Genomic DNA, 13728 nt, shown 5'->3' with positions numbered 1-13728 from the left:
TTTTTTGGTAGGGAAAATTTGAACGCTGATGTTTATGGTAGTGATAGCTTATTATTCAGGAGAATGAATAGCGATAGAGGCTGGTATTTTTACTGCGTCTGTTGCGGGAGGCTTGCCAATAAGGGGAAAGCCAGATAACGAATATAACTATGTCCTAGAGATATATTTTGCGCTTTCAAGTTGATTTTATTTATACTCAAGGTTGAGGTTTTTCTATTGACCGTTGTTAGATGTTGTTGTGACAATAAACTTCGTTATCTATCAGAAACATTTATGGCATTAGCGCTAAGGTATTGTATTAAAGCCTTTACATAGTAGTCTGTCTGATAGAGAGGTATTATTGGTTCAGTTTTAGGAGGCTTTATTACGGCTGATTTGGGCGTCGTCGTTGTTTGAGGTCTTATTATAATATTCTTAATTTCAGTTTATGAATATACCGAAAAATATAGTGAAACATTTGATTTAAACGCTTTTGCAAGGCATATTTCAATATCTCAGCGATGTTTTCCAAGAATTGCTCTGCTGCTTTTTGACGGGATCGGATATCAAATGCTTATAGCGAGGGCAGTGGTTTGAGAAAAGATAGAGTTGATTTCATTAGCTTCCTATGGAGCGCAATCTAGTAGTAGCTCTTAAGGGACAATAATATACTGAGATCGAACTCATTTCTATACACTTACACGACGCTATAGGAGTAATCCTCAGAAACTCTACTAGAATTCGTCAAAAAATGACAGGTTATGGAGTGTGAACAAAAAAATATATTTTTTACAAATACTTAATCTCATTTTAAGTTGTCTAAAATATAACCTTATCTTAAAACTAAGTCTATATACTACCATTTATCATAAAGTTATACAAAATGCGGGAGTATTGTGTTTTTCTGTTTAGAGACGAGTTAAAAAACACCTTATTAAACATTAAGAGATTTCAGACATAAAACAATTTAACTTATGGAAAGTATATAGACAAAATGTATCTTGATAAAAAAGTTTATAATTCCATGGGGTCTCCAAAGAAATTTTCTGGTTCTTTGATTGTCTTATGCGGGTTTGAAGGGAGTGGAAAGACAACACAAACAAAAGAAATTGCTCGCCATTACTCAACAGAAAAACATATAATAAAAACTTTTCAACCCAGTTATTGGTATAGAAATAATCCAGAAATTAGAGATTACTTAGATAATGGAAAAGCAATTGATCCGTTGCTTTTAGCACTCTTATCAGCGACAGATAGACGCAAACATACGCTTGAAATTATTGAACCTTACTTCACGTCATCGCAAAATTTATTAATTAGCGATCGATATGTTTATTCTAGTCTTGCTTATTTTTATGCGCGAGAGCTTTCTGTTGAAAGTGTAGTTAAATTAAATCAAATCAATCTATTCCAAGACCTCATATTACATTTTATCTTCATTTACCGCCCACTACTATACTAGAGCGGTTGCAGAAAAGGGATGGTTTAAACTTAAAATACGAAGAAAAACTCTCTTTTATTGAAAAAGTTTACAAAGTATACAAAGTTTTATCAGAAATAGATGAGCGGTTTATAACAATTGATGGAACTGCTTCTGTTTCTTTAATTCATCATCAAATACGACATCATATAGATGAAGTTTGTTTTTTATTATGAATAAAATCATTTATTAATCAATTTATCCACGATAGATCCTCCTTTATGTATTCGTACTCTAAATCTGAAACTTTAGAGATATGATTGCAATAATTTAACTGTTCAGGAAAAATATCACGTTATATATTTTAATTAAAAAACTAACTGTAATGAGCTTGTTTTAAAAGATTTAGAGAAGGGGAGTAGAAAAGTTAGCAATATTTATTGTGAGGATAATAGTATGTTTATTCTTTTAGAGACGAAGTGTGGTGATAGAAGAACGACATGGAGGAATATACTCGAGCATATTTTAGTAGTGCACGGAATAATAAGGACAATAATGTGAGTGAAGCTTCCATACCGTAAAATTGTTTCACATATGTATAAAGGTGTAGCTTCTGAATAAAACGCACATAAAATATTAATTTTGTTTTTGTCCATAAATGTTCCGTTTTCATAGAAGAATTAATCATAAAACAGCACAAAGATTGTAAAAGCCTCAAAAAAGAAATTTTGCTTTCTTAAATTTAATGATCTAAAATGAAAATTGTAAGAATGCCTGTTTTTAAACAGGATGTATCATGCATATCGACTGGTATTCATTTTAGAGGATAATTTATGTTCACTTCAAATTTGAAGGAACGCATTGCTTTATTTGAAAATAGAACTTTTCTCTATTTTACTTTGAGCGGCTTATTTGCTACATTTGGAAGTGGACTAAATTATATTACATTGTCATGGCTCGCTTACAATCAGACGGGCTCAATCCGTGGTGTAGCGTTGATGATGCTTTTTCTTTGGACGCCTGGCATTATTTTTGCGCCTATTTTTGGCATATTGGCAGATAAATATAATCGTAAAACGCAGATTATTATTTCAAATCTTGTGAGAGGTTTGGTAATTGTAAGCTGGGTAATGCTTTGGCATTTTGGTATAGAAATTGAATTGATGGTCTTATCTGCTCTTTTGGGTATTTTTATCCCTTTTTATATGCCATCAGCTATTTCTTTAATTCAAAGTATTGTGCTGAAGGAACAGCTCATCAATGCAAATGCGACCATCGATATGGTTTATGAACTTGGCACTATCGTAGGTATGGGCTTAAGTGGATTTATACTGTCCTATGCAGGAACAAAAGGAACTCTTCTAATAGGTGGTATATTCTTTATCATTGCTGGTTTATTTAATTTTGCAATGAAGGTACCTAAAAACCGAAGATCTAAAAATCAAAACCAGCAAAATTGGTGGGAAAATTATACAGCATCCCTTCATTATTTTAAACAGAATCCGGCTCTTTTTGTACCTTATATAAGCCAGATGATTATTATGACTCTTTTGATGACCATTCCTGTTATTCTCGTTCCTTATATACAAGAGGTTTTACATGCAGATAGCAGTATCTTTGCAATATTTGAGGTGCTTTATTCTATGGGCGTATTGACAGGTGCGTTTTTTTCACCACTTCTTTGTAAAGTTTTATCTATCAGGAAAACATTAGCCATTTTATTAGCTTTTATGGCTATTGGCCTCGCTATTCTATCTGTTAATACACACAATTTTGTTGTTTTTCCTGTTTACTTTATGATTGGATTTGGACTTTCGAGTTGGGCTCTTTCGATTTCTTTATCACAACTCTCTTGTGATCCTGAATACCAAGGAAGATTGCAGGCAAGTTTTAATGGTATCTCTGGATGCTTGATCCTCGGAGTCTACCTCATTATGGCAAGCGATAACAGTAGCATATCACCTCAATCGATATATTTTTTTCAAAGCATTGTTGCGTTTGTTGGAATACTCATAGTGCTGTTTTATAGACATGAAAAACAATAAATTACGTTTAAGAGTGGTCAATATACGCTATTTTATAAACATTTACGCTGCAGCACATTTCATATTTTGCTTTTAAAGGAGAGTTGAGAAAATGTAAAAGTTGGTGCTTAATGAACAAAGCATAAATTGATGTATACTAGAGAATACTCTCTATTTTTTGATAATGATCTAAAAGAATTGATGCGTTTCTTTAATTCATCTCACTGTTGTTAAGAAGACGAAAACGTAACACTTTAAATCTTCTTGAAAGTTTTTTGTTTAAGCGTAGTAGAAAGTAAAGCAATGAGGTAATATCGTATCATATGGGGAGAGTATTGTATTATTTTTGTTTTTCAAAATCCATATGAAAAATTGTATCAATTTCATCTTCATTGGAATGGGTATTTCTACGACGATGCAAGGTTTGCACAATCTCTTTTTTTAAAACAGCATCTGTTTCACTTAAACGATGAATACTGAGTTCCAATTCAAGAGATAACGCCAAATCCACGCACAATTTAAGCTCTTCTCCAATGTCGAAACCGCGTTGATAGTCGTCATAAAGACCAACCAGTGTATCAGATAATTCTTTATCGCATAAAGAGGTCATGCTTAATTCCTCAACGTTGCGGGTTTCCATGCAGCTTTTTTAAGTATCACTCCACTATCATCACTTAAAATTGCCATGTATACGAACCTCATGGTTTTGTCAATTTTCTGCAAAATACGCGCTTTTAAATCAATGCCTATTAAAGATTTTATTACTCCAAGTTTTTGAAGCGCCCAATTGTAAATATGGATGGCAATGTGTTTACTATAGAACTTATAGCATTTAAAATACACTGCCAAAAGGCTTTTAATGTGCGTAGAGGAAGAGTATTCTGACGATAAACCAAACACCCTGAAATCTCTATTGCCAATTACAGCTAACTCAGTGTCATTAATATATAAAATAAGCAAACAGGGTTTGTAAACGTCTACCTTTTTAATAACGAGTGATAATCTCATTTTTTGTAGAATACCAATTATTTTGCCTATTTTATATTGATTTTTAGACATTGATAAACTTTTTACCTTATAAAAACCTATGGGAAATGCATTTGCATATTTTTGTAATAAGATTTCAGTGGTATATTGCACAGCATGGAATGAAGAGAATCGTATTAGGCTTTTTGCTTTTGAAAGAATATGACTGCGACTTGTGAGAAAGCCGTTGGCAAGAATTGGCTTGGCATGCAAACTGATAGAGTTGGCAGTGGCGCATTTAGTTTTTTCATTGGCCTGTGTCCAAATGTTTTTGACTCTGGAAAATAGCCTCGGATAGGCTTGAGTTTTTCCAAGGTTATATTACAGGAGCGCAGTTCAGTAAAATACCACGGCAATTGCATTTTTTGTGTAATTGTCATAATTTTCGCTCCTGCTTAAACGGATGCTGCAACATCTGTTTTTGTGGGGTTATGTATGTGATAACTGCTCTTTTTAAGGAGCAGTAATAATAGATATAAATCAATATAATTATTTAGTCAACAATTATATTGATTTTGGAGTGTTTTTTGGCTCGTCCGGAAGCAAAACCTAAAACTGAGTTGGCAAAACGTTTTCGTGAAGTGCGTCACGCTCTTGGTTTTACAGAGCGTAAGCAGTTTGCTGCACATCTTGGTATCACTGCTGGCTCTGTAGGAACTTATGAAACTGGTATAAGTGAGCCTACAGCCTCTGCGCTCTCCAAATATCAAGAAATTTGTGGTATTTCCTTAGATTGGCTTGTGACGGGCAATGGCGAGATGTTTTCAGATATGGCAAAGGCGAAAGCAGCTGGTTTTAAACCGCAAGCGATACCTGCTGGGCTGATGAAAAAGCTGGGACATTTAGTTTATACGACCTATCATGATGCAAAAATAGATCTTTCTCCTGAAGATGTTGCGGAATTAGCAGCAGAGCTTTATGGAAGATTGCAAGAGCTTATTCAAAACCTCAATGATATGGAAGAAGTCGAAGCCACTTTGCCACTTTTAAAATTACATTTAAAGCGTAAAATCGAAACTGAAAAGCATATCTAGAAATTTCATAAGATACGAATGAACAGCCTTTTAAAAAAATAAAACTTTTTTGATTTTCTGCTGTATAACCAAGTTTGGAATGTGAAAACCTCACGATCTTCGAGTCTTTTATTCAACCTGAAAAACGAGAAACTATCATTATAAATCAATATATTGTTCTGATTAAAAATAAAGCAGTTCATAAAAAGAACGACGGGTAGCAATACAAACAAAATTGATTCAAAAAGAAGCTAATATAGTGTCATTCCTGAAATATTTGTTGGTTGAGGGAAAAGATACTGACAACAGTGAAAATACAATGACGATGTTTTGTTCCTATAGAAGGGTAACAGACATATACGCGAGAAGAACGAAAGATCATTTATAGCACTTTTGTCTTTTTATGAAGAGGACAAGATGAGCACGTTGGAACTTTTTACAGAGCGTGCATCATTATATTAAAAAAGATTTCTTTCAAAGATATGCATTATATATTGAAACAGATTATCTCGCAACAAAGAGTGAGATTATCATGATAATCGTTATCTATTACATTGTGCTATAAGTTAAAAAAATCATAAATTTGTGTTTATAAGAACAGCTGTTTTATTGAGAAGTATTTTTACAAATTTATAAAAAATTATTTTTTACACTCTTGCCATTTTGCTGATGCGCTTTATTTGAAAAGTAGAATTGCTCTTTAGTGAAACTATTTTGTTAAGAGATAAACCGCAGTATTTTTAAATGGAGATTACGGTATATTTTCAAAGTCTTGTGTTTTTATTGATTTTTTAGCTTGAATCCCTCTAGCTAAAAGGGTTGGGGACTTTTCTAGATTTGATGTTGTTGCAGAGATTTTAGGGCGATGCCGTAAAGATAGCGGTATCGTAGGGGGAGAGTTTTGTCTTGATTTATTGGTTTTTGAAGTGCGCAAACAAGGGTTTTGCCGTGTGTGTTTTCGCACATTGTAATGATGTTGAACTCTGTTGGAGGAGGTTCTTATGAAAAAAAAATATTCCACACCAAATTTAATTAAAGTTGTCTCTCTTAGTACGGTAATGGCGACACTCTTATCCAGTGTTTCTCCTGTTTTTGCTGCTAATTTTGCATTCGTAGGAGGAAATAATAATAGCACAAGTCTTACCGGCGTTTCATATGCACATGGTAGTCATGGCAGTGTTGTTCTATCTGGTGATGACGACTACTGTGGTGTAGATAACGTTATTGGGCGTGGCGGCAAACAACAAGCGTCAGTTACTCAACGAATAACTGCAGAAGTCCAATATAACAGATTTATCACTGATCAAAAATTTGGTGATCGTAATCCTTATGGCACAACTACTGAAAAGGTCACTTGGGGTGGTGATAGTTGGACAAACCCTCGTGGTGGCTATATGGGGACGCTGACTGGTGGTATCCCTAGCGCGATGCCTGAGGCTTATGGTGTTTATTCTTTTGCTACCGGTTGTGGATCTGCTGCAACGGGGAATTATTCAACAGTATTTGGTGCAGGTGCAACGGCAAAAGCTGGTGGAGCGCAAGCTTTTGGTGTTTCCGCGCTTGCGGCTGGAAAAGCAAGTGTTGCTATGGGTGTGGGATCAGAAGCGTCGGGGGAATCTACGGTTGCTATTGGTGGGCTTGCAACTGCATTAGGTAAAAATAGCGTTGCTATGGGGACAAAGGCAAGGGCAGAAAAGAATTATGCGATTGCTATAGGCTCAGAGGCTGAAGCTCAAGCTTCAGGTTCTATTGCAATAGGGAGCAGACTCTCTGATAGAACTGAGACCGCTAATCCTGAAAGAAGAGTAATAGCGAAAGCTGAAAATGCGATTGCTATAGGTACGCACACATATGCTGAAGCGGAAGATTCTGTTGCTATTGGTGCAAATGCACAAGTAACTGTTTATGATGGTGTTGCTATAGGTGGAGGTTCTCTTTCTGATAGAGAAAAGGGGACTTTTGGTTATGATCCTGCCTTAAATGATAACTCGACAGAAGACGGTATGGCATGGAAAAGCACTGCAGGGGCTTTTAGTGTTGGTGAAGTTGGTGGCAGGGATAAGGGTAAACTAACACGACAAATTACAGGAGTTGCAGCGGGGAGTGCAGACACTGATGCGGTAAACGTAGCACAGCTAAAAGCTATGAGAGAAGTTATAGCAGGGGGAGGGGGCTGGAAACTTTCTGCTAACGATACCGATCCTATAGACGTGAATCCAGGAAGTACAATAGATTTTTCAGTGAAAAGTAAAAAAGACGAAGGAAAAGACAACTTAAAGATTGCAAAAAACACTGAAGGCACTAAGCATAAAATTGAATTTACTTTAAGTGATACTCTCACACTTACAAAAGTCACCACAGGCCAAAGCACGATGAGTGATGATGGCTTTTTTGTTAATGGTAAAGATGGTTCGCGCATGACTGTGGATGGCTTTTTTATTAATGATAATGGTCCAAATATAACTGTGGATGGTATTGATGCAGCCAAGCAAAAGATCACAAATGTAGCAGAGGGGACTGAAGATACCGATGCTGTAAATTATAAACAGCTGAAAGCTGTACAAGAGGCAACCAAAACGAGTTGGCAGCTTGCTGTTAACGGTGGAGATGCTACAGCTATTGGACCAAATGGCACAGTAAATTTCCAAGCAGCTGGAGATGAAGATAGAAAGAATATTAAGATTACAAAAGATAATGATCACAATGTCACATTTGATCTAGCTGATAATATTAATGTAATGAGTGTCACAGCAGGAGAAAGCATTATGAGTGCTGTTGGCTTTGGGTTTGAAGGTGGTGATGGGCCGAGCATAACTGTTAAGGGCATTCATGCTGGTGATAAAACGATTAAAGGAGTAGCGGCAGGGGAAGACGATACCGATGCTGTAAATTATAAGCAGTTAAAAGACTTTACAGCGGGAATTAAAACGGGTTGGAAACTTGCTGTTGAAGATGAAGAGCCTACAGATATTGGGGCAGAGAGTACAGTAAAGTTTGTAGGTGTTAATGCAGAGGATGGTAATGAAGAAAGTAAGAATATCAAAATTACCAAAAACGGTGACAATACTGTAAAGTTTGATTTGAATGATATTGTCAGAGTTAAACGTGTAATAGCAGGTAAGGCGAATGTAAGCGATGATGGCTTCGTGATTACTGGTGGTCCTAATATGACTACTGGGGGTATTTATGCTGGTAATAAACAAATTAAAGGGGTGGAAGAGGGAACTTTAGAGACCGATGCAGTGAATGTTGCACAATTGAACAAAATAAAAAATGAAATAGCAGGAAATAGTCTTGTTAAATGGGATGAAGTGCAGAAACTTATCACCATTGGTAAGGAAAAAAGTGGTACGAAAATTGATATCGCAGGTACTGATGGAGGGCGGATCATTACAAGCGTCAAAAATGGTGCAATTTCTGAAGATTCAACAGAAGCAATAAATGGTAGCCAGATTAATCAGATATCTGGAGATATTGCGAATTTCTTTGGTGGGAATGCAGCATTTGAAAATGGCGTCTTTGTAGGTCCAAAGTATAATTTATCTACAGTTTCTGCAGATGGTAAGGTAGTGCAGATGGTGTATACTGATGTTGGCTCAGCGTTGACAGGGCTTGATGTGAATGTCAAAAATGTAAATAGTCGTTTGACGCATGTTACTAATGAGTTTAATCAGAAATTTGATGATTTCTCTAAAGATGCTTTGCTTTGGAGCGAAAAAGAGCAAGCATTTGTTGCACTGCATGGACCAAATGGAGAAAAAACAGAAAGTAAGATTACTTACCTTTTGAATGGTGACATTAATGAAGACTCCACTGATGCAATAAATGGTTCCCAGCTTCATTCAGTGGGTAGTCAGATTGCTAATTATTTTGGCGGTGGAGCTAGCTATAAGGATGGAGAGTGGAGCAAGCCTACTTTCAAAATTTCTCAGCGTAATGAGGATGGCACTATTGTTGAGAAAAAGCATCATAATGTTGCTGATGCTTTTGAAGGTGTCGATAATTCTATCACAGATATTTATAATCAGATTAATAATGTGACAGAAAATAGCCTTGTAAAACAGGAAGGAGAAGATGGTCTTATTACTGTGGGTAAAGCAACCGGTGGTACTGAAATTAGCCTTGTAAATAAAGATAATCAAGAAAGAACACTTTCCGGTGTGAAAGATGGAGAACTTTCTCAAACATCAACGCAAGCGGTAAATGGTTCACAGCTTTTTGCTACGAATAAGAAGGTTACAACTGTTACTGGTAATCTATCAAAAGTTGCTGAAAATACATCGAAATATTTTGGGGGTAGTACAGATGTACTCGAAGGTATAGAACCAACTTTCCTTATTCAGGGGCAGACACATCGTAATGTTACGGATGCATTTACTGCTGTCAATACTTCTATCACAAATATTGATAATAAGATTTCCGATGTGGTAAAAAATAGTCTTGTTAAGCAAGACGGAGTTTCTGCTTCTATCACTATTGGTAAGGATACAGCTGGTACTGAGATCAATATTGCAGGATATGGTAAGGTCGCACGTTCCATTTCTGGTGTTAAGGCAGCAGAAAAGGGCGATGAAGCTGTTAACAAAGACCAACTTGATAAAAGCATAAAGGATATTACTAAAGATATTGAGACAGCAACTGCTGCTGCGGTTCTCTATGATAAAGATGAAGATGGTAATGTTAATTATAGTAGTGTGACTTTGGGCGGCAATAAGAATAACGAGCCAGTTGCTCTTCATAACGTCAAAAAAGGTAGCCTTTCTGAAAATTCCCACGATGCAATCAATGGTAGTCAGATTAATAAAATATCAGCAGATATTGCAAAGTTTTTTGGCGGTGGTGCAAAGTTTGTTAACGGTGCTTTTGAAGGGCTGAAATATACTTTATCGGCTATTGTAGGTGGTGAGGTAGGGAAGGCTAACTTTTATGACGTTGGTTCAGCTTTAACAGGTCTTGATAAAAATGTTCAAGATGTGAATCAACGCTTAACGAATGTGTCCAATGAGTTTAATCAGAGAATTGAAGATTTCTCTAAAGATGCTTTACTGTGGGATGATGAAGAAGAAGCATTTGTGGCACGTCATGAAAAAGATGGGCAGAAAACAAAGAGCAAATTGAAGTATCTTTTGGATGGTGAGATTGCTCAAGGTTCAACAGATGCCATTACGGGCAACCAACTTTATTCCATGAATAACCAGCTTGCTAATTATTTCGGTGGCGGTGCTAAATATGAGAATGGCAAATGGACAAATCCTACTTTTAAGATTGTTCAAGTCAATGCTGATGGTACGACTGTTGAGAAAGAGCACCATAATGTCGCTGATGCTTTTGGTGATATTAATAATGGGATGTCAAATATTAACAACCGTATTGATGATGTCATCAACAAGGTCGATACAGATGCTTTAAAGTGGAACGATAAAGAAAAAGCCTATGATGCTAATCGTGATGGCAAGCCGAGTAAAATTATCAATGTAGCTGATGGTAAAATTGTAGAAGGTTCGAAAGATGCGGTTAATGGTGGACAACTTTGGGAAACCAATGAACGTGTCACGGGTGTTGAAAAAGATGTTAAGCATCTTACCAACAGAGTCGACAATATTTCCACTACGGTTACGGATATTGGTGAAACGGTTTTCAATATTGAAAACAAAGTTAACGATATTGCTGAGGACGCTGTTCGTTATGACAGAGATGCAAACGGCAAAAAGACCAATAAAATCACATTAGCGGGTGGTGATGCCAGTGAACCTGTTTTGATTGATAATGTAGCTGATGGTAAAATTGAGAAGGGATCAAAAGAAGCTGTAAATGGTGGTCAACTCCATGACTATACTAAAGAACAGATGAAGATTATTCTTGATGAATCCAAGCACTACACAGATCAACGGGTTAATAATATTGTGATTGATGCGATTGATGATGCTGTTGATCAGTCTAAACAATATACAGATATGAAGTTTAACGTTTTAAACTACAGTATTGAGAGTGTGAAAAAAGAGGCAAGACAAGCAGCGGCTATTGGTCTTGCGGTGTCTAACTTACGCTACAATGATACACCTGGAAAATTAAGCGTTGGATTTGGTACTGGTTTATGGCGTAGTCAATCTGCATTTGCCTTTGGTGCAGGTTACACCTCAGAAAATGGAAAATACCGCTCTAACATATCCGCAACAACTTCTGGAGGTCACTGGGGTGTAGGTGCGGGATTCAATATGACATTGAACTGATAATAAACAAAATACATAAAAATTCCTTTTCACCCCTGTCTCATGAGGCAGGGGTGAATTGTTGTTACGTATGTAAAAATTATATATAAATTGATAAGCGCTATAACGACAAATACAGGTTTAAAAAACAGAAAAAACCTATACACTTTCAACAAAATGAACTTCTTATTTCAAAATAAGATAATAAGTTTTTCCATAAATTATAAGTTCATTATTTTTTCTTTAATTTTTAAATCTAAAAAATCTGTAGCGCTTTACAGATAGAAAAAAACTTTCGCTCTACTACAAATCTATTAAAAAGTTTTCTACTAAGATAAAAGTACACATTCAAATGTATTTCAACTTTACTGGAAGAAGTTATAAAACAATCCACTAAATCAACTCTACCCCTTGCAAAAAACAAACAATAAGTTTAAAAGTTAAAAAAACTAATCACCACAAAGAAATTTACTTTCTTAGGAAATGTAAAAGAGCAAAACACATTAACCATAAAAGCTAAAAACACAACTTCTCTATCTTTGCAGCCCGGTACTAAATTTTTGAATACGTTTAGAAAAACCAAATTTAGGAAACTTTATAGCGTTTAAATGTGTCTTTTTTGTGTTTATAGTTATTTCTTTCATTGGGGAGTTCATTATGAAAAAATTATATACAAAATTAACAGGGAGCAATTTAAAATTTTCCCGTTTTCCTTTTATTAAAGTCTTATCCTTGACTTCAATAGCTGCACTTTTAGCCAGTATTTCCCCTGTTTTTTCGAATGATCTTGATTCAGGAGAAGAGATTTCTGCAAACATAAGGAACACTGCTGAGATATATCCACAAAGTATTGTCTCTGTTTATGATAGCTATAACAGTGATTTGGATTCTTCTAGTGCATCACAGGAAAATTATTTAACAGCGCTGAATGTTTCTTTGACATCCAAGGTAAGTGCTGCTGATGACTATGCAAATTTTTTAACCAAAACTCTTACTGGTGTGAGCGATTATAGTCCTATAGTGAATGTTTTGGCAGAAGCCAGCGATTCAATACGTTCAATTGATATGAATGCTGGAAGTAAAAAAATAACAAGAGCAGCTTTAACTCCAAGAGTTGTAACGGGCGGTCAAATGACTAGGGGTGGGAATTTGGGTAATCCTCTTGTCCATGGTGAACGAGCTCAGGGAGAAGCTCATGATGCTATTGTTTACGGGCAGGTAGCGCAGACGAAGGCTGACCAAGGGATTGCAATCGGCTTAACTGCTTTAGCCGGTAGGAGTAGAGATACTAAAAATAGCATTGCAATCGGTTCTTCTCTAACCGATAGTTATGATGAAAAAGAGAGAACAGTTTCATTAGGTGATTTTTCAATAGCCTTCGGTAGTAAAGCACATAGTTATGCAAATGAAGCGATTGCTATGGGGTACAATGCATATGCACAGGAGCAGGCGCTGCAGGGAATTGCTATAGGCGCTAGCTCTAATGTGACGGTTGCGGCAGGTGTTGCTCTAGGAAGCGATTCTATATCCGATAGGGCTGCTGGTGAGCTTGGCTACACTTCTTTGTTGCAGGGGCCTGCAACAAACGTTGAGGCGCAATGGAAAAGTACGCGGGGCTCAGTTAGTGTTGGTGATTATAGTAAGGGTATAACCAGACAAATTACAGGCGTAGCTGCTGGTTCTAATATTACCGATGCAGTGAACCTTAAACAGTTGCAGGACTTAGAACAAGTTGTAAGACAAAACGGTTGGAAATTCTCTGTTGGAGATAAAAATGCTACAACTGTTCTTATGGATAGCGCGGTAGATTTTTCCGCTGGAAGTAGCAACCTAAATATTACAAAGGGCAAAGAGGACAATAAAGTAAAGTTTGATCTGGCTCAAGACATTGCACTGGAGAGCGTAAAGGCAGGTAAAAATACCTTCGATGCTACGGGCTTAGTAATTACTGATGGTCCGAAAATAACCACCGGAGGTATAGATGCTGGGGGTAAAAAGATTACAGGAGTGTCGGATGGCACTGGAGCGAACGATGCAGTTAATTTTTCACAGTTAAG

General features: G+C 36.3%; 8 protein-coding genes and 1 pseudogene. 6 read left to right on the top strand and 3 right to left on the bottom strand.

Annotated elements, in window-relative coordinates; all coding sequences use genetic code 11:
- Window positions 1-973: 973 nt before the first annotated feature.
- The 3 genes from ACFIK0_RS00045 to ACFIK0_RS00035 all read left to right on the top strand — a co-directional run bounded on the left by ACFIK0_RS00045 (window position 974) and on the right by ACFIK0_RS00035 (window position 3444).
- Complete coding sequence (locus ACFIK0_RS00045) at window positions 974-1441, top strand: dTMP kinase (RefSeq protein ID WP_375660152.1); 468 nt, start codon at window positions 974-976, stop codon at window positions 1439-1441.
- Window positions 1369-1635, top strand: coding sequence for a hypothetical protein (locus ACFIK0_RS00040; RefSeq protein ID WP_375660156.1), 267 nt, complete (start codon window positions 1369-1371; stop codon window positions 1633-1635). The genes ACFIK0_RS00045 and ACFIK0_RS00040 overlap by 73 nt, the downstream gene beginning before the upstream one ends.
- A gap of 597 nt (window positions 1636-2232) precedes the next feature.
- On the top strand, window positions 2233-3444 hold the full coding sequence (locus ACFIK0_RS00035) for an MFS transporter (RefSeq protein WP_273790295.1): 1212 nt from the start codon (window positions 2233-2235) through the stop codon (window positions 3442-3444).
- 319 nt (window positions 3445-3763) lie between these two features.
- Here the strand turns inward: ACFIK0_RS00035 and ACFIK0_RS00030 are convergent, their stop codons facing one another.
- The 3 genes from ACFIK0_RS00030 to ACFIK0_RS00020 all read right to left on the bottom strand — a co-directional run bounded on the left by ACFIK0_RS00030 (window position 3764) and on the right by ACFIK0_RS00020 (window position 4829).
- On the bottom strand, window positions 3764-4033 hold the full coding sequence (locus tag ACFIK0_RS00030; protein WP_012754562.1) for a hypothetical protein: 270 nt from the start codon (window positions 4031-4033) through the stop codon (window positions 3764-3766).
- A 2-nt stretch (window positions 4034-4035) separates the two neighbouring features.
- Window positions 4036-4482 (bottom strand): hypothetical protein, encoded by a 447-nt coding sequence (locus ACFIK0_RS00025; protein WP_375663302.1) that lies wholly within the window; start codon window positions 4480-4482, stop codon window positions 4036-4038.
- A gap of 104 nt (window positions 4483-4586) precedes the next feature.
- A complete protein-coding gene (locus tag ACFIK0_RS00020) occupies window positions 4587-4829 on the bottom strand; it encodes a hypothetical protein (RefSeq protein ID WP_375654266.1) in 243 nt (80 codons plus the stop codon).
- A 147-nt stretch (window positions 4830-4976) separates the two neighbouring features.
- Between ACFIK0_RS00020 and ACFIK0_RS00015 the strand changes: the two genes are divergently transcribed.
- The 3 genes and pseudogenes from ACFIK0_RS00015 to ACFIK0_RS00005 form a co-directional block, all read left to right on the top strand.
- On the top strand, window positions 4977-5483 hold the full coding sequence (locus ACFIK0_RS00015; RefSeq protein WP_273790298.1) for a helix-turn-helix domain-containing protein: 507 nt from the start codon (window positions 4977-4979) through the stop codon (window positions 5481-5483).
- Between the two features lie 980 nt (window positions 5484-6463).
- Window positions 6464-11692, top strand: coding sequence for a Vomp family autotransporter (locus ACFIK0_RS00010; protein WP_375663301.1), 5229 nt, complete (start codon window positions 6464-6466; stop codon window positions 11690-11692).
- Window positions 11693-12328: 636 nt separating this feature from the next.
- A pseudogene (locus ACFIK0_RS00005) lies at window positions 12329-13728 on the top strand (hypothetical protein); the annotation flags it as partial.

It is taken from the genome of Bartonella sp. CL63NXGY (assembly GCF_042194905.1).
Taxonomy (GTDB): domain Bacteria; phylum Pseudomonadota; class Alphaproteobacteria; order Rhizobiales; family Rhizobiaceae; genus Bartonella.
The sequence above is the reverse complement of the archived record's forward strand: the minus strand, read 5'-3'. Positions and strand labels throughout refer to the sequence as shown.